We start from the raw sequence: 19,028 nt of genomic DNA on the forward strand, positions 1-19,028 counted from the left end.
ATTTCCCCGGGCGCGTCACGAGGCCTTTTTTCCATCAAACAACACAAGTCCGATGGCACCGGCAAAGATGAACACGTCGGCAAGGTTGAAAACAAACGGGTTGTTGATCCCGCAGCAGGACATGTTCAGAAAGTCCAGCACATAGCCATACAGCATCCGATCCAAGACATTCGCAAGCGCCCCGCCGATCAGCAGCCCACCACAGAGCTGCATCAGTTTAGACGGTGTGGACCGCAGCAACCAGATCAGTACACCCAGCGAGATTGCCAGCGAAATCCCGATCAACACCCAGCGTGCCGCATCGGTGTCGCCTTGAAAAAGGCCGAAATTGATGCCCCGATTCTCGCCGTATTTGAACACCAGCAGGGGCGGCAGAACGTCGATATTGCCCTCGGCCACGCGCATGACGTGAACGACCAGATATTTGCTGATCTGGTCGATCAGAAATGCCGCAAGCGCAGCCCAAAGCAGAAGACGATACCGCATCAGTGGCGGAAGTGGCGCATGCCGGTAAAGACCATGGCAAGGCCCGCCTCATCCGCCGCCGCGATCACCTCGTCATCGCGCATCGAGCCGCCGGGCTGGATCACGCAGGTCGCGCCAGCTTCTGCCGCCTCCATCAATCCGTCGGGGAAAGGGAAGAACGCGTCCGATGCCACGGCAGAACCGATGGTCAGCGGTTGCGGCAGCTCCAGCACGTCTGCCATGCGTTCGGCTTTCTTGGCGGCGATCAGCGCCGAATCCACGCGGCTCATTTGCCCTGCACCCACACCCACGGTCGCGCCGTCCTTGACGTAGACGATTGCGTTGGATTTGACGTGTTTCGCGACTTTCCACGCAAACAGCAGGTCGCGCATCTGTTCATCAGACGGGGCCTTCTTGGTGACCACTTTCAGGTCATCCATGCCGACAAAGCCATTGTCCTTGTCCTGCACCAGCAGGCCACCAGCCACTTGCCGGACGGTCTTACCGCCTGCGGTCACGTCCGGCAGCGCCTCGGTCGTCAGCAGGCGCAGGTTCTTCTTGGCCGCAAAGATCGCCTTGGCCTCGTCCGAAGCGCCCGGAGCGATCACGACCTCGGTGAAAATCCCGGTGATCTCCTGCGCAGTTTCGGCGTCGAGCGGTTGATTCAACGCCACGATCCCGCCAAAGGCGGAAGTGCGGTCGCAATCGAAGGCAGACTTGTACGCCTCCAGCAGAGTTGCGCCGGTAGCAACGCCACACGGGTTGGCGTGCTTGATGATGGCGCAGGCCGCCCCTTGCGCCGGATCAAACTCGGCCACCAATTCAAACGCCGCATCGGTGTCGTTGATGTTGTTGTAGCTCAGTTCCTTGCCCTGATGCTGCACGGCGGTCGCCACGCCGGGGCGGTTTGTACCATCGGTGTAGAAGGCCGCCTGTTGATGGCTGTTCTCGCCGTAACGCAGGGTTTGTTTCAGCTCACCGGCAAAGGCACGGCGTTTGGGTGCTTCGAGCTTTAGCGCATCCGCCATCCAGTTGGACACGGCCGTGTCATACGCAGCAGTGCGTGCATAGGCCTTCTGAGCCAGCCACTGACGGAACCCATACGACGTTTTTCCGTAGTTCTCTTCCAGTTGGTCCAGCAACGAAGAATAATCCTCGACATCCACCACCACGTTGACGAAAGCATGGTTCTTCGAGGCCGCACGGATCATCGCCGGACCACCGATGTCGATGTTTTCGATACACTCATCATAGCCTGCGCCCTTGGCGACGGTTGCCTCGAACGGATAGAGGTTCACCACCAGCAGGTCGATCGCGCCGATGCCATGTTCCTCCATCGCCGCGACATGGGTGTCATTGTCGCGCAGGGCCAGCAACCCGCCATGCACCATCGGGTGCAGGGTTTTCACCCGGCCATCCATCATTTCGGGAAAACCCGTCACATCGCTGACATCCTTGACCTCAAGCCCTGCCTCCCGCAGTGCCTTGGCGGTTCCGCCGGTCGACAGCAACTCGACCCCGCGCTCGGCCAGCGCCTTACCCAGGTCTATCAATCCGGTCTTGTCGGAAACGGAAAGCAACGCGCGGCGCACGGGGTGAAGATCGGTCATGGGTCCAAAGGTCCTTTTGGCGTCAGTCGAAATCGGGCTCGTCCCGGTGCATGTCGCGCACGGCATAGGCTGTATCCTGTGCCTTGCTCAACGTCCACCGGATGCGCGTCGCATACTCCATTGCGCGGCCAGATAGAACGATCTGTTTTGTCGCGCGTGGCTTCAGGCGCCCCTTCTCAAGATAAACACTCGGTTCAACTGACAATTTTCCCACACCATCGTGGCGGAATACCCAGATCTCACCACTTTTCAGCGCCATGGACACTGCCGCACCGCCCAGATCAATGGCTGCATCCACGTCCGGATGCAGGTGAAACCTTACGTCAAACTCGATACCTTTGAGGTTCGACGCATCCAAAGCCTTGTCAAACTGACGCTTGGCCTTGTCTGTCGCCGTCAGCAAAATATCCTCGCCCGTCAGTTCACGACCGTCAAAGCGCAGCTCGAAGGTCCGGGCATGCGTCAGACCAAATACCTTGGTGTATCCGTCGTGGCCGAGCATGAAACGCGCGCCCTCGATGACGTCTTCGAACTCTGTCGGCACGTCCTTGGGGGCGTCAACCAGCGCCTCTTTCTCGGTGCCCGGAACCGGCCCGGTCAGGCGCGCGCTGGAATAGCCATCCAGACACAGGGTTGAATGAGATGGCGTGGCGCGCCCAGCGCGACGCCATTCCAGCCCGAAACTCTCGCCCGAGCCGCAATTCACGATCAACGGGCGCCGCCCGGAAGTAAGCTCGAACGCCAGTGTCGAGGCATGCGCGTTATAAGACGCCGCCCCCTTGGGCGGAGCACTTGCATCCACGATGACGCTGGTGCGCGCCGCGTATAGCCGGGCATATCCCATCGCCAACCCGCTTGCGTGCTGCGGCCGGACCCCGCTTTGCGCCAGGGCCTGATCCAGCCGCCCTTCAAGACCGCGGCCACCCCCATGAAACCGGGCCAGCGCACCGTCCGAATGGCGCAGGTTGCGCAGGGTTGGCGCAATACGTTTGATCGCATCTGCTTGCGCCCCGGGTGTGCCCCGCCCCAAGTCACTGAGTGCCGCCGACGTCCAGGTCAGCAGCGTAAAGACCTCAAGCAACTCTTCGGGGTTGCGCGTTGGGATGCCCCCTTGCGCGTCGATCTGTTTCTCGCACTCTCTCGCCAAAGCCCGCAGCGCCGGGTCCGCCATCTGCTCAAGCCCTTGCAGCGCCAGTCCTGCCTGCACCAGCCCGGCCAAAGCCTCGAACCTTGGCAAACCGGGTGTCGCGGCCTGCCATCGTTTGGACAGGAACCACGATTGCTGCGCCAAAGCCCGAAAAAACGCCTTGGATTTCTTGTCATCCATCCCGCGCAACAAAAACGCCGAATGGTTGATCCACCGTATCACCCGCCGCCCGGTCAGATCCGGGGCCCAGCCCGGACCCAGCCCACGACCGTGAGCGTCGATCCAACCCCACACCCAGCGCTGTGCCTTTTCACGGGCGCGCATATCTCCGACGGCGGCCAGATCATCCAACCACGCAAACCCGTGGCGCTCGTTATCAAAACCAGCACTCGGCGCGGTCACGTCCCACAGGCCGGTGTCCTGCGCTTCGACCAGAAACCCCGCGAACAACAGGTTGCCCGCAACCAACTGGCGACCCCGCGCGAACGAGCCCACAGTGCGCGGCTCGGGCTCACCCGCGAACCCTGCAACCGCCTTGCGACGCTGGCTGAGCCGCGCATAAAGACGGTTCTGGAACCGCGTCCACCGATTGGCCATGGTATCTGAGTTCGACATGCCGCTCGTTACTCTGCCTCTTGCGCTCTGCTGGCGCCTGAGACCCAACGATAGACCGCGACGCCCGTCAAGTCACCGAAAAGCGTCGCCTTATTCCGTTTTGTTCAGACAGGCGATGTAGAACCCGTCCATTCCGCCGCGATCCGCCCAGTAATCGGGCCGCAGACGCAGGCCGCCTTCTTCGGTGATCCAGTCTTTTTCGACCCCGGCCACCATGACGGCCTCGCGATCGACCTGCATGTCGGGATACTGGGGCAACACCTCTTCGATCTGAACCTCGCCCTCGTCGGGCAGCAGCGAACAGGTACAATAAACCAGCCGCCCGCCCGGTTTCAGCAAGGTCCAGGCATGCGCCAACATCTGAGCCTGAAGATCAATCAACCCGCCAAATTCCGATCCGTCCTTGGCAAAGGGCAAATCAGGGTGCCGACGAATGGTGCCCGTGGCGGAACATGGCGCGTCCAACAGAATGGCGTCATACTGACCGTGATGCTCCAACGCATCCCCGGCGATGACTGTGGCCTTCAACCCGGTTCGCGCAAGGTTTTCCCGCACACGCTCCAGCCGCGCCTCCGAGATGTCCAGCGCCGTGACTTCGGCCCCTTCTGCCGCCAACTGCAAGGTCTTGCCGCCCGGTGCAGCGCACAGGTCCAGTATTTTCTCGCCCGGTTTGGGTGCCAGCACCCGAACCGGCAGCGCCGCAGCCGCGTCCTGTACCCACCAGTCCCCGCCATCATATCCCGGCAGCGCCGAGACCTGACCTGCATCACGCACCCGACGCGACCCGGTGGGCAATGCCTCGCCCGGACCAACGGCATTGGGCTTGGTGGAAATATCAAGCGGCGCGCCGTCGAAATGCGCCTTTTCCATACCCGTTACAGCTTCGGCACCCCAAGCCATGACAAGCGGATCGCGCAACCATTCGGGCAGGCGTGGTACCCGCATCTTTGGCCAGGCGTCCGGCCCTTCGGCGGCCACTTTGCGCAAAACTGCATTCACCAACCCCTTGAGGCGGCCGTGCTTGCGCGAGCGGCCTACAATGTCGACCATGGAATTGACGACGCCATGCGCCGCCTCACCGTGGCACAGCTCAACCGCGCCAAGACGCAGGGCGTTATGGACTGTCAGTGCAGGTGTCCGGTTCAGGTGATTGTCCAGCAGACGATCGGCCCGTTCCAATCCGCGCAGGGTTTCCAGCGTCAGGCGCTGCGCCCGCGCGCGATCCTCGGGGCCCAATCTGTCCAACGCGCCAGCGGCCAGACATTCGGACAGCAGTCGTCCTTCCCCCAGGATCTGATCCAGCAGATAGATCGCGCTGCGCCGTGCTGCCGTTGCGGTGTCGGACATGAAATCGCCTTTCGATACGCCGCGCCTGCATTGCCAAGCGGGGACGGGGGCGTATATCAAGCCCCAGCACGGAAAGGAACCCGATGTCATGAGCGATGATCGCAACGACCTGCCCCCTGCCGCCCAGCGCGCTTTGGCCGAGGCCGAAGAGCGCCGCCGCAAGGCCGAGGCGAAGGCAAAAGAGAGGCCAAAGGAATTGGGCGGGCGCGACGGCCCCGACCCGGCGCGTTATGGCGACTGGGAAAAGAAGGGCATCGCAATCGACTTCTAATTGCCTAGCCGCGCAGCGCCTGCAGGAAATCCATGATCAAAGCGTGCTGCTTTTTGGACTTTGCCCGTTCTTCGGGCCATGTCAGCCAATACCCGTCCTTCGTTTTCAGATCTGGCAGATCCAACCTGTGCAAACGACCCTCGCACAGATATGCGTCGGCCAACGGCACCGACCCCAGCACAACGCCCAATCCCTGACACGCCGCCGTCAGCGCGTGCTCCATGGAATCAAAACTGACTTTCGAAGGGGGCAGGTCCTCATGTCCCGTCTTCCTCGCCCAATCGCTCCAACCCGGTCGCTCACCGCGCAGGTTGATCAGCGGTGCCCCCCACGCGACGTCCGGTGCGGCCATTGGAACCAGCACCTCAGCAGCAATCAGTTCGGCGTCGCGACCGGGCCATGCCCCGCGCCCATACCGGATTTGCAACCACGTACGTTCCTCGCCCAAAGATGACCGTCGCGCGACAGAGTCGGTCATGACCCGCACTTTGGGTCGTCGCTGCTGAAATCGGATCAGGCTTGGCAGCACCAGCGCGTGGATATTCGACGACAACCCGGCAACGCGCAATTCGCGGGGGGCTTTGCCAAACAGGTCTTCGGTATTCCGCTCCAGCGCCTGCAGGCTGTCCTGCACCAGCGGCAGATAGCTTTCGCCTTCAACCGTCAGCGACACGCCACGCGCCTCACGTACGAACAAAGTCCGCCCCAGCCAGGCCTCAAGATTTCCGATCCGCTGACTGACTGCCGCCTGCGTCAACCCGAATTCCCGTGCAGCAGCCGAGAACCCTCCCAAACGCCCTGCGGCCTCGAACACGCGCAGCCAGTCCAGTGGCGGCAATCCGACTTTCTTTTTAGGCATAAGTTTTTCCAGGCCTTAGTCGCAATAAGGTTTAATTGTCGTAATGCCACGGGACAAGTATCTCCTCAAGCATAGCCCGCGCTGAACAGGAGGCCCCCATGCTGCGCACCGCCACTCATGACAGGTCCGTCGTGACCGTAGAGTTTGACACCGGCACTCAGGCCCGTTTTCACGCAATCTGGCTGCGCGACAACGCGCTCGACCCAGAGACACGGGCTCCCGGCAACGGCCAGCGCCTGATAACAATCGGCGACATCCCCGCCGATGTTTCCATCGTGTCCGCAAGCGTAATAAACGGCGACCTGCACATTACTTTTCAGCCCGAAAACAAAAGCGTGACTTTTCCCGCCGATTGGCTGGCAGCTCACATCTATGATCGAGATCGACCGCAAAGCGCGGGTCGCACCGCCCCGGATATCACAACATGGCAAAATGGCATGGACGCCCCCAGCGCGGACTGGGCCGAGGTTCACACCAACCCAATCGCCAAGCGCAACTGGCTGGCTGCCATTGCGGAATTCGGCTTTGCCAAACTGACCAACGGCCCGTGCGAGCCGGAATCCCTGCTCAAAGTCGCCGATCTGTTCGGCTATGTGCGCGAGACCAATTACGGCCCCTATTTCGAAGTTCGGACCGAGGTAAATCCGACCAACCTCGCCTTTACCGGACTGGGGTTGCAGGCTCATACCGACAACCCATACCGCGACCCGGTGCCAACCCTGCAAATCCTTTATTGCCTTGAAAACAGCGCCGAAGGCGGGGAGTCGATTGTTGTGGACGGGTTCCGCGCCGCCGAAAGGCTGCGGGATCAGAACCCCGACGGCTTTGCCCTGCTGTCGGGCTACCCGGCCCGGTTCGAATTCAAAGGCTCTGACGGCGTCTGTCTGCGCGCCCGCCGTCCAATGATCGAACTGTCCCCGGACGGAGAGTTGATCGGCGTCCGCTTCAACAACCGCTCGACCGCGCCGCTGGTCGATATCCCGTTTGACCTGATGGAGGCGTATTACACCGCCTATCGCCAACTGGCCGAGATCATAGATGACCCTGCCATGGGCGTATCCTTCAAACTGGAACCGGGCGAGAGCTTCATCGTCGACAATACACGCGTGCTGCATGCGCGGCTGGGCTATTCCGGTTCCGGGTCGCGTTGGCTACAGGGGTGTTACTCTGACAAGGACGGCTTGCTGTCGACGCTGGCGGCGATGGAAATGGCGCAATCGGAGGCAGCGGAATGAAACCTGATTATTCGACCCTGAACCGGGACAATATCGTGGACTTCATCGGTGACATCTTCGACCGCCGTGGCAGCGAAGAGTATCTGGGCGAACCCGTCACAATGGCCCAGCACATGCTGCAAGGCGCAACCATCGCCGAACGAAATGGCATGCCCGAAGAGATCATTGTGGGGGCCTTGCTGCATGACATCGGCCATTTCACGTCCGAGTTCGGCAGTTACCACCCCGATGACACCGAAGACCGCCACCACGAAGACGCAGGCGCCGCGGTGCTGGAGCAGTTTTTTCCATCAGTCATCACCGATTGCTGCCGCTACCACGTGGCTGCCAAGCGATACCTCTGCGCCACCAAGCCGGATTACTTCAACCGGCTGTCCGAGGCTTCGGTCCACACTCTGGAACTCCAGGGCGGTCCGATGCGTGCCGAAGAAGTCGCCGAATTCGAATCCAATCCGAACCTCAAAGAGATCATCCAGGTCCGCTATCTGGACGAAGCAGGCAAACGCCCCGACATGGAAACGCCCGACTTTACCCATTTCGCTCCGATGGTGCAGCGGATGGTGGACCGGCATCTGGGAGCGGCCCAGACGTCAGGCGGTTGACCTCAATGGTCCTGAATGGGTCGCGCGTCGTGCGTTGATCCATAGCTGTGCAAACAACAGATAGGGCAGGAAGAACGCAAAATTCTGGATCAGATCAAACGGACCCGAGAAATCGGGTTCGGAGCCCATCCCTCCGGTCAACAGATACCAAATTGTATAGTGTACACGGTACAGCCATGACCCCAGCGCCAGCCAGAACAGCCGCAGACCCCACGCCCAGTGCCCCGCACGGTTACGGGTCAGCGCCATCCGGGTCACCATCAGCGCAGCGACAAACAAGCACAAACCGTACAGGAAGAACCCGATCGACATGACGGGGCCTCCGATCGTGCCACGCAGTGGGATATAAATCATTCCGGCAAGCCCGGTGGTCATTGCAAGGACAATCAGACTCGTTCCAATCACACGGTGGAGCGTATTGAACCTTACGCGCAAGGGCTGGATCAACTGAAGCGGCACCGCGGCGACCAACACTGTCCCAGTGAAGATATGCACCAACATCGCAACATTCCCGACCCGCTGGCCATTCGCGAACAAATAGCTTTGCTGGGCCGCATCCTGCGAAAGACCAACACGGATCATACCAAAGCCATGCACAACAAAGGGCAGCAGCGTCAGATAGAACACAGCCAGCAACAAACCAAAAAGCATACGGGATTTTGCGGTCCACATAAGCTGACCATACTGCCACTGCGCGTTGCGTCTATGGCTTATAGCCCCAGCACATCCACCATGTCATATTGACCCGGCGCCTTACCCTGCCCCCACAGCGCCGCCTTCAGCGCGCCGCGGGCAAAGATGGCGCGGTCGGTGGCGAGGTGGCGCAGGACGATGCGCTCGCCGGGGGCGGCAAACAAAACATCGTGTTCGCCGACGATGTCACCGCCGCGAATGGCGTGGAATCCGATATCCCCGCGCTTACGCGCTCCGGTGATTCCATCACGGGCGCGGTCGGACACATCCGCCAGATTGACGCCGCGCCCTTCGGCAGCAGCCTCGCCCAGCATCAGCGCAGTGCCCGAGGGCGCATCGACCTTGTGGTGGTGATGCCCTTCGATCACCTCGATATCGAAATCTTCGTCCAATGCAGCAGCGACCTTCTTGGTCAGTTGCACCAGCAGGTTGACGCCAAGGCTCATGTTCCCGGCCCGCACGATCACCGCATGGCGCGAGGCCGGTTCCAGCGCGGCGATCTGTTCATCCGACATGCCGGTCGTGCCGATCACATGGACGCAACGTGCCTGCGCTGCCAGTGCAGCAAATTCCAGCGTCGCTTCGGGCGCAGTAAAGTCGATGACGGCCTGCGCCTGTGCAAATGCCTCAAGCGGGTCATCGGTCACGGTGACACCCAACGCCTGCCCGCCCATAGCGGTGCCCACGTCCTGCCCGATCCAGTCATGGCCCTTACGCTCGACCACGCCGACCAGCCGCGCCTGATCGCTGTCCGTCACGGTTTTGATCAGCATCTGACCCATTCGGCCCGAAGCCCCTGTGATGACGATCCCCGGAATATGGGTCATGGCGCTCTTTCCCTGTTTCTGTCGGCTCAAAGCCTCCTACCCGGTTCGGGGCCGCTTGGCAAAGGTGGGATTTGGGCTTAGATCGAAGACATGGCAAAGAACAAATTCCACGATGGCCCCGGCCCGTCCCAACGTCAGCTGCGTGTCGGCGAACTGATCCGCCGCACCCTGTCCGAGGTTCTGGCGCGCGGAGATGTCCACGACCCCGACCTGAACCGCATGTCTATTACCGTAGGCGAAGTGCGCACTTCGCCCGATCTGAAGATCGCAACCGCCTATGTGCTGCCCTTGGGTGGCAAGGGGCAGGACGATGTGATCGAGCTGCTGGCCCGCAACAAGGGTGAGCTGCGGCGCGTGATCGGCAAGAAGCTGAACCTGAAATTCTCGCCCGATCTACGGTTCCGTCTGGATGACACGTTCGACCGTCTGGACGACACTCGCCGCATGTTCGAACAGGACGCGGTGCGCCGCGATCTGGACGAGTGATCCGCACGCTGGCCACGATTTGCGCGGTTTTCTGGGCCTCGCAAGCCTCAGCCGTGACCTGTGAAAAGCTGACGCACGAGCAGAAGCGGTACACGATCTGCGAAGTGGACGCGGCCAAGGAAGAGCTGCGTTTATTCCTCAAGGATGACAACGGCTCGGTTCTGGGTCATTTTTCGTCGGTGAACGATGCGCTGGCCAGTGACGGCAAACAACTGGCTTTTGCGATGAACGCCGGCATGTATCACGACGACCGTTCACCCGTGGGCCACTATGTCGAAAATGGTCAGGAACAGATGCGCGTCATCGCCAATCCCGGCCCCGGCAATTTCGGCCTGCTGCCCAACGGCGTGTTCTGCATCCGCAAGGGCCGCGCCGATGTGTTCGAGACATTGGAGTTCGTTGATCAATCGCCGGACTGCCAGTTTGCCACCCAATCCGGCCCCATGCTTGTGATCGACGGCGAGTTGCATCCCCGGTTCCTGCCCGACTCGACCTCGCGCTATGTGCGTAATGGCGTGGGCACCAGTTCCGATGGCACGCGGGCCGTGTTTGCGATCTCGGACGACTATGTCACCTTTCACGAATTCGGCAGCCTGTTCCGGGATGTGTTGGAAACCCCGAACGCGCTGTTCTTCGACGGTAATATTTCGCGGATGTACGAACGGGCCAGCAATCGGTCGGACGTCGGGTTTTCGCTTGGGCCGATCGTGGGCGTGGTCGAGGGCGCACCCTGAAATTGACAGGGCTTTTGTGATCCGCTAACTCGCGCGCCTCAGCAAGAGTCAAGGTATGATATGGGACGCAAACGCAAGGGCCGCGACATTTCCGGTTGGCTGGTGGTGGACAAGCCTGCGGGCATGACCTCGACTGCAGTGGTCAACAAGGTGCGTTGGGCGATGGACGCCAAGAAAGCGGGTCACGCAGGCACGCTGGACCCCGAGGCAACCGGCGTTCTGGCCGTGGCGCTGGGTGAGGCGACCAAGACCGTTCCTTATATCACCGACGCTCTGAAGGCTTACACTTTCACCGTGCGTCTGGGTCAGGCCACCAACACGGACGATGCCGAGGGTGAAGTGATTGCGCAAAGCGATGCGCGCCCCTCGGACGACGATATCAAACAGGCGCTGACGCCGTTTCTGGGCGATATCATGCAGGTGCCGCCCAAGTTTTCCGCCGTAAAGATCGACGGCCAGCGCGCCTATAAACTGGCCCGCGATGGTGAGGATGTGGAGCTGTCGGCTCGCCCCCTATGGGTTGAGGAACTGATCCTTGTCGACCGCCCCGACGATGATCATGTGGTGCTCGAGATGACCTGCGGCAAGGGCGGTTATGTCCGCTCGATCGCCCGCGATCTGGGTGCGGCTTTGGGATGCCACGGCCACGTCAAGGAACTACGCCGCATCTGGTCCGGTCCGTTCGAGGTTGAAGATGGGCTGAGCATCGCACAGATCGACGAGATGGCCAAGACCACGGCGCTGGATGAGTATCTGCACCCCTTGGAAACCGGCCTCGCCGACCTGCCCGAGTTGAAATGCACTCCCGAGGGCGCCACGCGCCTGCGCAACGGCAATCCGGGCATGGTGCTGGCCAGCGACGTAGAATATGGCGATGAGGCTTGGGCCTCGCTCGATGGCAAAGCCGTGGCCGTAGGCATCTATAAATCGGGCGAATTGCATCCCAGCCGGGTGTTCGTCGCCTGAAACCCGTGTTAGGCGAGGGCATGATCACCCGAACGCATACCAAGGGCGATGCGCCCTCAACCGCCGTCTATTCCGATTGCGAGAAGTATCGCTATAGCCTGACCCGCGTGTGGGATGCGGGCGGGCGCAAGGCGCTGTTTGTGATGCTTAACCCTTCGACTGCGACCGAGGTGCAGAACGACCCAACCGTCGAACGCTGTGAACGCCGCGCGCGGGCGCTGGGGTTCGGGGCGTTTCAGGTAACAAACATCTTTGCCTGGCGCGACACCGACCCCCGCAAGATGCGTGCTGCCACCGATCCGGTGGGCCCCGCGAATGACGCGGCCATTCTGGATGGTGTCGAATGGGCCGATCAGGTCATCGCCGCTTGGGGCACTCATGGCGCCCATCTGGATCGCGGCCCGGCGGTCGAGACCCTGCTGCGCGGCACCGGGCAGCCTCTGTTCCATCTGGGGCTGACCAAAGCGGGCCACCCGAAACACCCGCTCTATATCGCCTACACCCAGCAGCCGGAACCTTGGTGACAAAAGGTTAACCATAAGACCAACCCGGCTTTGACCAACCGCTTGGCAACATGAGACAAATCACCCTTGAAGCAGCGTGCTTGCGGAGGGATGTCATGTTTCTGTTCGGGTTGCTGGGCCTCGCCGCAGTCGGCGGTGCGGCCTACGCGATAAGCGATGTTTTTGAGGTAGACGAAGAGTCTGAGGGCGAGGAAATCGTCGAGGATGAACCGCAGGACATTTCAGAAGGCAACCTGTTGGATGTTGACGAGACCGTAGACATCCCTGCTGAACCGTCGACCGGGACAGTGATATCCGAATTCCAGGGCGACCTGATTATTGCAGGCTCGGAGGAGTCGGACGTCCTGACCGGGCAGGACGGCGACGACCAGATCAACGGGTACGGTAGCAACGACACGGTGATTGGCGGGGAAGGTGACGACACGCTGCACGGTGGCGACGGTGAAGACCACCTTCTTGGCGAAAAAGGCAATGACGTCCTGCACGGTGAAGGCGGGACAGATCAATTAGCCGGGGGTGAGGGGGACGATGCGCTGTATGGGCATTTCGGCGACGACATTCTGGACGGCGGCGCGGGTGAGGACGCGCTGTATGGCGGTCAGGATAACGACACTCTGACCGGTGGCACAGGCGAAGATGCCCTGCAAGGCGGCTATGGCGATGATTATCTGGACGGTGGCGAGGGGCAGGATGTCCTGTTCGGGGGCGATGGCAACGACGTCCTGATGGGTTCGGACGGTACAGCGGATTTCCTGAACGGAGGTGACGGAAATGACACCATTCTGGCTGATGGCCAGGATATCGTAACCGGCGGTGACGGCAGCGACGATGTCGTTATCATGCCGGAACAAGAGGATCAGGCTGTCACCGTAATGGATTTTCAGCCAGGGCAAGACAAATTGCTGATCTCATGGGAGGGTGAGGAAGACCCCGACATTCAGATCGAACCAGATACCGAGGACGCGACCCTGACCAATGTCTCGATCAACGGTCAGCACGTCGCGCAGTTGCTGCACGCCGAGGGGCTGACCGCCGATGATATCCATCTGATCGCCGAAGGGGATCTGGCGCACCTGACTGCGACGGGTTAAGCCGCGCAGAATCCCTTTGCCATTTCCCGAGAATACGCTTATACGCGCGCATCCGCATCGGAATCGGTGCGGTTTTCTCCATGGGCCTGCGCTGGACGACATCCCGGCCTGAGCCATCAACTTTAACCTTTTACAAGGAGACCCCGATGTCGATTACTGCCGCTGAAAAAGCACGCGTCATGAAAGAATTCGCAACCAAGGACGGCGACACCGGTTCGCCTGAAGTTCAGGTTGCCATCCTGACCTCGCGCATCACCACCCTGACCGAGCACTTCAAGACCCACAAAAAAGACAACCACGGTCGTCGCGGTCTGCTGAAAATGGTCGCCCAGCGCCGTAAGCTGCTGGACTACCTGAAGGGCAAGGAAGAAGCGCGTTACCAAGACCTGATCCAAAAGCTGGGTATTCGCCGCTAAACACCAAGTGGTGTTATCGGGTTCGAAACCCCGGTTTTTTGACTTTAACGCCCACCGAACAGGTGGGCGTTTTCGTTTGAGCGACCACCTCCTTTTGACCATTGAGTCGCAAGTATTTCGCTCATGACCCGGTGTCTTGTTTTTTGGCACCAACCCCCGCCTAAAATCTTAACGCTTCCTACAAATTCTTTGCCGGCCCCGGCAGGTGTCCTATGATTTCCATTAACCCTGACACAGGCCATCGAGTAATTTGCGTAATTGTTTAAGGAGAATTTGGATGAGGAAAATTGCCCTCTTGTCCCTGATACCATTGATGCAAGCCGTTCCAGACGTGGCGCAGGCGGACAGCACGTCGGCCGCAAGCGCGTTTGAAGGGATCTATGCGGGGCTTGAAATTGGCGCAGCCGCAGCAGACGGAACAACGGATTTTCCGGTTCTGTCGGGTGGTACAAGAAATGCCTCGTTCGATCCTGACAACGGCCGCAGCTTTGGGGCCCTTTTTGGCTATAACATGCAGCGCGGCGAGATGATCTATGGCGCGGAAATCCGGTATTCGAACCTGTCTCATGTTGTGGAAAAGGGTGACCCCGAAACGCGGGAAGTGATGGATTTCGCCGACCTGCGTGGCCGGGTCGGATACGTGAATGGCGATTTCATGTTCTACGGCGCTTTGGGCTGGTCGTGGTCCAGACTGCGGGTCCACCCAAGTGCGCAGTTTGACCGCGAAAGCCAGACAACGCTGGACGGCTTCAACATCGGGTTGGGAATGGAATACAATTTCAACGACCGCTGGTTTGCCGGTGCCGATTACACCTATCGCGACGTGAGCGGCGATTTTGACGATGCGCCAAACGACTCGGATTTCGACCTGAGCACCATCACAGCGCGCGTCGCCTACCGGTTCTGACGCGCAAAAACGCCCGGTGAGTCCATAGTCTCGACGGCTCGAGACGGGCCGATGCCGACAATTTGGCACGGCCCTGCAAAGCCATACCCGCGCCGCAAGGGAAAACCGATGCCCATATTTCCGAACATCAAGGTGATCTTCGTTCACATCCCCAAATCCGGCGGATCAACGGTGACGACGGTTTTGAAGCGGGATCGTTTTCTTGGACGGCAGGTTAATCCGCGCGATCCGCGCGACAAAAATATCGACTATATCTCTCAGTACTTCGACCTGCTGGGCGCGGACGCCAATGACTATTTCAAGTTCAGCTTTGTGCGAAACCCGTGGGACCGTTTTGTCTCGGGCTATCATTACGTGTGTCAAAGACGGCCCGAGATCACAGAGGTCACCGAGCATGGATCGTTCAAGGAATTCGCGCAGGCGCTTTCCCAAGATCCCGAAAAGTTCCTGCAAATCCGTTATTTCCAACCGCAATACCTGTATCTGACTGACGCGTCGGGAAACATGCCCCTGGACTTTGTCGGGCGTTTCGAACGGTTTGATGATGATCTTCGAACGGCCTTGAAACAGATCGGAATGCGGCGCCTCGTTATTCGACACCGCAAACAGTCGAAGCGCACGGATTACCGGGATTATTATGACCAGGAAGCCCGCGATATCGTTGGTCGGGTATATGCCCAGGACATAGACTTGTTTAACTATGCCTTCGAGGATGGGCGCCGCCGTGAAAAACCGGGTTTGCTCGGAAGGCTCGGACTGGGCGAAGATTGAACAGGGCGGGCAGGATAGCCCGGAGAACACTCGAAAACATAGAAACTTAAGGGATTTTTCAGAAAGTTCAGCAAGGTAATTGCCAGAACACTCTTTTCGAAAGCTCGAAGATGGGCCATTAATCGGTTCATCAAATAAGTGAACGAAATTTTTTTTGTTCTCGTCTAGATTTCAGGACCGGTCGACTCTCAAATGGCAAATTTCAGCATCGCAAACGGTGACTCCACCACGTTCACCGATACCTCCGCAGGGGACGGTTTCGTCATTGAGTTTGACTCGCTGGACAACAGTTTCAGTCTTCAGATCAACGGGGTTGACCTGTTCGTCGGCGGTCCGGCCGGGGCCGAGAATGAGCTTCAGTTCCAAATAGTCGATACCGAAGGGCAGACTGTTCAGTTTGCCGATGGCGACCAGTATGAGGTTGACACGCCCGCAATCTGGCAGCTTGGCAATACCAACGGTGAACCCGTTGTCCGCTTGGAGGTGAACCCGGACGGGACCATCGCGCTGTATGGCGTGAAGGAAGACGACGGTTCGCTGGTGCCACTGCAGTTGACCAACGGGCTGACAGTTAACACGGATGCAATCGCTGCGGCGTGGAATGACAGCGGCGACAACACCATCGAGATTGACCAGTCGGTCACCGGCCCCACAAACGCGGCCGGCGAATTTGTCGACGTCCTGTGTTTCGCAGCCGGAACTCTGATTGAAACCCGCGAAGGCCCCGTGGCAGTTGAAGACCTGAAAATCTCGGATCAGGTGCTGACCTATGATAACGGCTTTAAGCCAATCCGCTGGATCGGATCGCGCGCAGTGACCCAAGCCGAGCTTGACGCCCAGCCAAGACTCAAACCCATTCTGATCCGGGCGGATGCGCTGGGGGCCGGTTATCCCAAGCAAGACCTGATCGTTTCACCGCAACACCGTGTTCTTGTTTCCTCGGTAGTTGCCTTGCGCATGTTCGAACGCAAGGACGTCCTGATTCCGGCGAAAAAGCTGATTTCTCTGGACGGGGTGGAAATTCTGGACGCGTTGCCGGATGGGGTGGAGTATTTCCACATCCTGTTTGATGCGCATGAAATCATCTGGTCCAACGGTACACCGACCGAAAGCCTGTTTACCGGTCCGGAAGCTTTGAAATCCGTGCCCGAGGATTCCAGAAAAGAGATTTTGGACCTGTTCCCCGAGTGCTGCGATCCGCAGTTCCAGGCACATTCCGCCCGGTATATCCCGCAGAAGGGCAAACAAGTGCGTAAACTGCTCGAACGGCATCAGGCCAACCACAAGCCCCTTATCGACGGCCTTGAATCCTCGGTTCACCACTAGGCGGCAGCAAGCCTGATCGCGACCTTCAAGTCGGGGTTATCATGCGCTGCCCAGTCTTCGACCAATGAAAAACGCCCGCCATTCGGCGGGCGTTTCAAATTTGATGCGAGCTTGCCTACATCTTGGCTTTCTCTGATTTCAGCGCCAGCCACAGGCAATAGCACATGACCAGAACAACCATCGTAAACGGAATACCGGTCGAGACCGCCGCACCCTGAAGGGCAACCAATCCGCCTCCCAGCAAGAGAGCGATTGCGACCAACCCTTCCAAAGTGCACCAGAACACGCGCTGGATCACCGGGGCATCCATCTTGCCGCCTGCGGTAATCGTGTCGATCACCAGTGAACCGGAATCCGACGAGGTCACAAAGAACACCACGATCAGGATCAACGCGATTGGCGCCACGATACCATAGAGCGGAAGCTCTTTCAGGAAGCCAAACAGCGCGCCTTCGGGGGCATAGCTGTCGATCACGGTGGCGCGGACACCTTGCGCTCCGCCTGCGTTCAGCATGTCGATCGCGGCACCGCCAAAGGTTGACATCCAAAGGGCGCAAACCGCCGTGGGCGCCAGCAACGCGCAGATAACGAACTCTCGCACTGTGCGGCCCTTTGAGATGCGCGCGATGAACATGCCCACAAACGGCGACCACGCAATCCACCACGCCCAGTAGAAGGTCGTCCAGCCGTGGAAATAGCTGGTGTCTTCACGCCCGAACGGGTTGGACAAGGCTGGCAGGTGCAGTACGTAATCCGTCATCACGTTGAAATACCGTGCAATGGCCGTTCCAACACCCGTGACCGCGATCACAAAAAGGAACAGACCGACGGCCATGATCATGTTGATCTCACTCAGCCGTTTTACACCCGCATCCATACCCAGAAGGACCGAGCCCAGCGCAATCATCGTGATCCCGATGATCAGCAACACGACAACTGTCGGGCTGGGTTCGATGCCGAACACCTCGTAAAGGCCCGCGGCCACCTGCTGCGCGCCCAGTCCGAGCGAGGTTGTCAGACCGAACAACGTGGCAAATACGGCCAGGGTATCAATGATATGACCCCACCAGCCCCACACGCGTTCGCCCAGGATCGGATAGAAGGCCGACCGCAAGGTCAAGGGCAAGCCAAGGTTGTAGCTGAAGATCGCCAGCGCCAGACCAACGGCGGCATAAACGGCCCAGCCCTCAAGCCCCCAATGGTGGATCGTACCGACGATACCGGCATATTCATTGCCGGGTACTGCAATATCAATCCCCAGTGGAACGGCGTTTCCGCCCTCGGCAAAGTTGTAATACACCGGCTCCATCACGCCGAAGAACAGCAAACCGATACCGATCCCGGCCGCGAACATCATCGCGATCCAGCCTGCATAGGAATAGTCGGGTTTGGCGTCTTTACCGCCGATCCGTACCTTGCCGACGGGCAAGACGATCAGCACCAGACAGAACAAGGTGATTGCATCCACGGAAAGAACAAGGAACCAGTCGAATGTACTGGTCAGCCATGGCCGAAGCCATCCAAAGAAGGTCGCTGCGGCCTCCTGATTGGCCAATGCGATCAGAACGAACGCAAAGATAAGGATACTTGAGATCAGGAATACCGGGTTGTGGATGTCCAAACCGAAGGGTCGGACGTTATCCTGCCCAAGTTCGTATTCGGTTTCAAAGTCATAGATCCGGGGATCCGGATCCAGCATTTTCTTTGTCTGAGCCATTCGACTGCCCCTCTGTCCGCTAGGTGCAAACGCCAAGGTATTCGGTCGACTGACGGATATGAGTATTGTACCCCCTTGGCGCGTTTCCGTCTTTTCGACCGCGGGTTCAGTGGTAACATCTTACACAGACATCATATTTTTGCAAAACGCATTCGAATTGCCGCATTTGTTCAAACAAATCTGCGCTAAAGCCTGACGTGTTCGGCACGGTTGATCCGATGGGTTGGATGGTCACCCGTTGCCCCGCAATGCGGTTTCTCTTTCCTTTGAGATAAATCTCATGTATGCGCGCTGCATCTGAGACGTTGTGCCTTGGCCCCGGCACTCGAACGGAAGATAAAATGGGGTCGGCGGCAATGGGGCCGCCATGCAAAACGGGAGACCCGGAGGGCCGGGAGTGCTCCCTTTTAGGATACGCA

The 19,028-nt window shown here is 59.3% G+C and carries 20 protein-coding genes; 12 read left to right on the plus strand and 8 right to left on the minus strand.

From position 1 onward, the window contains the following. Window positions 1-15: 15 nt before the first annotated feature. From lspA to ACR0MS_RS06725, 4 genes are all read right to left on the minus strand, one after another. Window positions 16-486 (minus strand): signal peptidase II, encoded by a 471-nt coding sequence (lspA, locus tag ACR0MS_RS06710; RefSeq protein ID WP_480571872.1) that lies wholly within the window; start codon window positions 484-486, stop codon window positions 16-18. Continuing rightward, entirely contained in the window at window positions 486-2,075 is a 1,590-nt protein-coding gene (gene purH, locus ACR0MS_RS06715; protein ID WP_480571869.1) for a bifunctional phosphoribosylaminoimidazolecarboxamide formyltransferase/IMP cyclohydrolase, read from the minus strand. The genes lspA and purH overlap by 1 nt, the downstream gene beginning before the upstream one ends. Before the next feature lie 22 nt (window positions 2,076-2,097). Then, window positions 2,098-3,837 (minus strand): heparinase II/III family protein, encoded by a 1,740-nt coding sequence (locus ACR0MS_RS06720; protein WP_480571866.1) that lies wholly within the window; start codon window positions 3,835-3,837, stop codon window positions 2,098-2,100. 90 nt (window positions 3,838-3,927) lie between these two features. Continuing rightward, the gene (locus ACR0MS_RS06725) at window positions 3,928-5,184 is read right to left on the minus strand and encodes an RsmB/NOP family class I SAM-dependent RNA methyltransferase (protein WP_480571863.1); all 1,257 of its coding nucleotides are present in this window, start codon (window positions 5,182-5,184) and stop codon (window positions 3,928-3,930) included. Between the two features lie 88 nt (window positions 5,185-5,272). Here ACR0MS_RS06725 and ACR0MS_RS06730 point away from each other — a divergent pair, with 88 nt between their 5' ends. Beyond that, entirely contained in the window at window positions 5,273-5,455 is a 183-nt protein-coding gene (locus ACR0MS_RS06730) for a DUF1674 domain-containing protein (RefSeq protein WP_480571976.1), read from the plus strand. 4 nt (window positions 5,456-5,459) lie between these two features. Here ACR0MS_RS06730 and ACR0MS_RS06735 read toward each other — a convergent pair whose 3' ends face one another. Further along, window positions 5,460-6,314 carry a LysR family transcriptional regulator gene (locus tag ACR0MS_RS06735; protein WP_480571860.1) on the minus strand — a complete coding sequence of 285 codons (855 nt, stop codon included), beginning with the start codon at window positions 6,312-6,314 and terminating at the stop codon, window positions 5,460-5,462. Window positions 6,315-6,412: 98 nt separating this feature from the next. On the opposite strand from ACR0MS_RS06735, the gene tmpA reads away from it, so the two are divergent. Further along, entirely contained in the window at window positions 6,413-7,549 is a 1,137-nt protein-coding gene (tmpA, locus tag ACR0MS_RS06740; protein WP_480571857.1) for a 2-trimethylaminoethylphosphonate dioxygenase, read from the plus strand. Next, window positions 7,546-8,151, plus strand: a complete 606-nt coding sequence (gene tmpB / locus ACR0MS_RS06745) for a (R)-1-hydroxy-2-trimethylaminoethylphosphonate oxygenase (protein WP_480571854.1) — start codon at window positions 7,546-7,548, stop codon at window positions 8,149-8,151. The genes tmpA and tmpB overlap by 4 nt, the downstream gene beginning before the upstream one ends. Here tmpB and ACR0MS_RS06750 read toward each other — a convergent pair. Together ACR0MS_RS06750 and dapB are read right to left on the minus strand one after the other, a co-directional pair. Then, on the minus strand, window positions 8,140-8,823 hold the full coding sequence (locus ACR0MS_RS06750; protein WP_480571851.1) for a DUF2306 domain-containing protein: 684 nt from the start codon (window positions 8,821-8,823) through the stop codon (window positions 8,140-8,142). The two genes, tmpB and ACR0MS_RS06750, sit on opposite strands and share 12 nt — an antisense overlap. 38 nt (window positions 8,824-8,861) lie before the next feature. Further along, window positions 8,862-9,671, minus strand: coding sequence for a 4-hydroxy-tetrahydrodipicolinate reductase (gene dapB, locus ACR0MS_RS06755; protein ID WP_480571847.1), 810 nt, complete (start codon window positions 9,669-9,671; stop codon window positions 8,862-8,864). A 90-nt stretch (window positions 9,672-9,761) separates the two neighbouring features. On the opposite strand from dapB, the gene rbfA reads away from it, so the two are divergent. From rbfA to ACR0MS_RS06800, 9 genes are all read left to right on the plus strand, one after another. After that, a complete protein-coding gene (gene rbfA, locus ACR0MS_RS06760; RefSeq protein WP_170387673.1) occupies window positions 9,762-10,157 on the plus strand; it encodes a 30S ribosome-binding factor RbfA in 396 nt (131 codons plus the stop codon). Continuing rightward, window positions 10,154-10,891 (plus strand): phosphodiester glycosidase family protein, encoded by a 738-nt coding sequence (locus tag ACR0MS_RS06765; RefSeq protein ID WP_480571844.1) that lies wholly within the window; start codon window positions 10,154-10,156, stop codon window positions 10,889-10,891. Before rbfA ends, ACR0MS_RS06765 begins: the two co-directional genes overlap by 4 nt. A 60-nt stretch (window positions 10,892-10,951) precedes the next feature. Continuing rightward, a complete protein-coding gene (gene truB, locus ACR0MS_RS06770) occupies window positions 10,952-11,857 on the plus strand; it encodes a tRNA pseudouridine(55) synthase TruB (protein ID WP_480571841.1) in 906 nt (301 codons plus the stop codon). 20 nt (window positions 11,858-11,877) lie between these two features. Next, the gene (locus tag ACR0MS_RS06775) at window positions 11,878-12,381 is read left to right on the plus strand and encodes a DUF1643 domain-containing protein (protein WP_480571838.1); all 504 of its coding nucleotides are present in this window, start codon (window positions 11,878-11,880) and stop codon (window positions 12,379-12,381) included. Between the two features lie 95 nt (window positions 12,382-12,476). Then, complete coding sequence (locus tag ACR0MS_RS06780; protein WP_480571835.1) at window positions 12,477-13,472, plus strand: calcium-binding protein; 996 nt, start codon at window positions 12,477-12,479, stop codon at window positions 13,470-13,472. Window positions 13,473-13,618: 146 nt separating this feature from the next. Continuing rightward, window positions 13,619-13,888 carry a 30S ribosomal protein S15 gene (gene rpsO, locus ACR0MS_RS06785; RefSeq protein ID WP_480571832.1) on the plus strand — a complete coding sequence of 90 codons (270 nt, stop codon included), beginning with the start codon at window positions 13,619-13,621 and terminating at the stop codon, window positions 13,886-13,888. A 277-nt stretch (window positions 13,889-14,165) separates the two neighbouring features. Beyond that, window positions 14,166-14,795, plus strand: a complete 630-nt coding sequence (locus tag ACR0MS_RS06790; RefSeq protein ID WP_480571829.1) for an outer membrane protein — start codon at window positions 14,166-14,168, stop codon at window positions 14,793-14,795. A 108-nt stretch (window positions 14,796-14,903) separates the two neighbouring features. Then, complete coding sequence (locus ACR0MS_RS06795; protein WP_480571826.1) at window positions 14,904-15,566, plus strand: sulfotransferase family protein; 663 nt, start codon at window positions 14,904-14,906, stop codon at window positions 15,564-15,566. A 192-nt stretch (window positions 15,567-15,758) separates the two neighbouring features. After that, complete coding sequence (locus tag ACR0MS_RS06800) at window positions 15,759-16,892, plus strand: Hint domain-containing protein (protein ID WP_480571823.1); 1,134 nt, start codon at window positions 15,759-15,761, stop codon at window positions 16,890-16,892. 115 nt (window positions 16,893-17,007) lie between these two features. Here ACR0MS_RS06800 and ACR0MS_RS06805 read toward each other — a convergent pair whose 3' ends face one another. Next, window positions 17,008-18,609, minus strand: a complete 1,602-nt coding sequence (locus ACR0MS_RS06805) for a BCCT family transporter (RefSeq protein ID WP_480571820.1) — start codon at window positions 18,607-18,609, stop codon at window positions 17,008-17,010. Window positions 18,610-19,028 lie beyond the last annotated feature (419 nt).

It is taken from the genome of Ruegeria sp. CJ2 (genome assembly GCF_056536745.1).

What these genes read in the sequence shown, in the direction of transcription:
- ACR0MS_RS06800 (WP_480571823.1), top strand. Translation starts at nt 15,759, where the DNA reads ATGGCAAATTTCAGCATCGCAAACGGTGACTCCACCACGTTCACCGAT.
- lspA (WP_480571872.1), bottom strand. Translation starts at nt 486, where the DNA reads ATGCGGTATCGTCTTCTGCTTTGGGCTGCGCTTGCGGCATTTCTGATC.
- rpsO (WP_480571832.1), top strand. Translation starts at nt 13,619, where the DNA reads ATGTCGATTACTGCCGCTGAAAAAGCACGCGTCATGAAAGAATTCGCA.
- tmpA (WP_480571857.1), top strand. Translation starts at nt 6,413, where the DNA reads ATGCTGCGCACCGCCACTCATGACAGGTCCGTCGTGACCGTAGAGTTT.
- ACR0MS_RS06795 (WP_480571826.1), top strand. Translation starts at nt 14,904, where the DNA reads ATGCCCATATTTCCGAACATCAAGGTGATCTTCGTTCACATCCCCAAA.
- ACR0MS_RS06775 (WP_480571838.1), top strand. Translation starts at nt 11,878, where the DNA reads ATGATCACCCGAACGCATACCAAGGGCGATGCGCCCTCAACCGCCGTC.
- tmpB (WP_480571854.1), top strand. Translation starts at nt 7,546, where the DNA reads ATGAAACCTGATTATTCGACCCTGAACCGGGACAATATCGTGGACTTC.
- truB (WP_480571841.1), top strand. Translation starts at nt 10,952, where the DNA reads ATGGGACGCAAACGCAAGGGCCGCGACATTTCCGGTTGGCTGGTGGTG.
- ACR0MS_RS06790 (WP_480571829.1), top strand. Translation starts at nt 14,166, where the DNA reads ATGAGGAAAATTGCCCTCTTGTCCCTGATACCATTGATGCAAGCCGTT.
- ACR0MS_RS06720 (WP_480571866.1), bottom strand. Translation starts at nt 3,837, where the DNA reads ATGTCGAACTCAGATACCATGGCCAATCGGTGGACGCGGTTCCAGAAC.
- dapB (WP_480571847.1), bottom strand. Translation starts at nt 9,671, where the DNA reads ATGACCCATATTCCGGGGATCGTCATCACAGGGGCTTCGGGCCGAATG.
- ACR0MS_RS06750 (WP_480571851.1), bottom strand. Translation starts at nt 8,823, where the DNA reads ATGTGGACCGCAAAATCCCGTATGCTTTTTGGTTTGTTGCTGGCTGTG.
- ACR0MS_RS06780 (WP_480571835.1), top strand. Translation starts at nt 12,477, where the DNA reads ATGTTTCTGTTCGGGTTGCTGGGCCTCGCCGCAGTCGGCGGTGCGGCC.
- ACR0MS_RS06735 (WP_480571860.1), bottom strand. Translation starts at nt 6,314, where the DNA reads ATGCCTAAAAAGAAAGTCGGATTGCCGCCACTGGACTGGCTGCGCGTG.
- rbfA (WP_170387673.1), top strand. Translation starts at nt 9,762, where the DNA reads ATGGCAAAGAACAAATTCCACGATGGCCCCGGCCCGTCCCAACGTCAG.
- ACR0MS_RS06805 (WP_480571820.1), bottom strand. Translation starts at nt 18,609, where the DNA reads ATGGCTCAGACAAAGAAAATGCTGGATCCGGATCCCCGGATCTATGAC.
- purH (WP_480571869.1), bottom strand. Translation starts at nt 2,075, where the DNA reads ATGACCGATCTTCACCCCGTGCGCCGCGCGTTGCTTTCCGTTTCCGAC.
- ACR0MS_RS06730 (WP_480571976.1), top strand. Translation starts at nt 5,273, where the DNA reads ATGAGCGATGATCGCAACGACCTGCCCCCTGCCGCCCAGCGCGCTTTG.
- ACR0MS_RS06725 (WP_480571863.1), bottom strand. Translation starts at nt 5,184, where the DNA reads ATGTCCGACACCGCAACGGCAGCACGGCGCAGCGCGATCTATCTGCTG.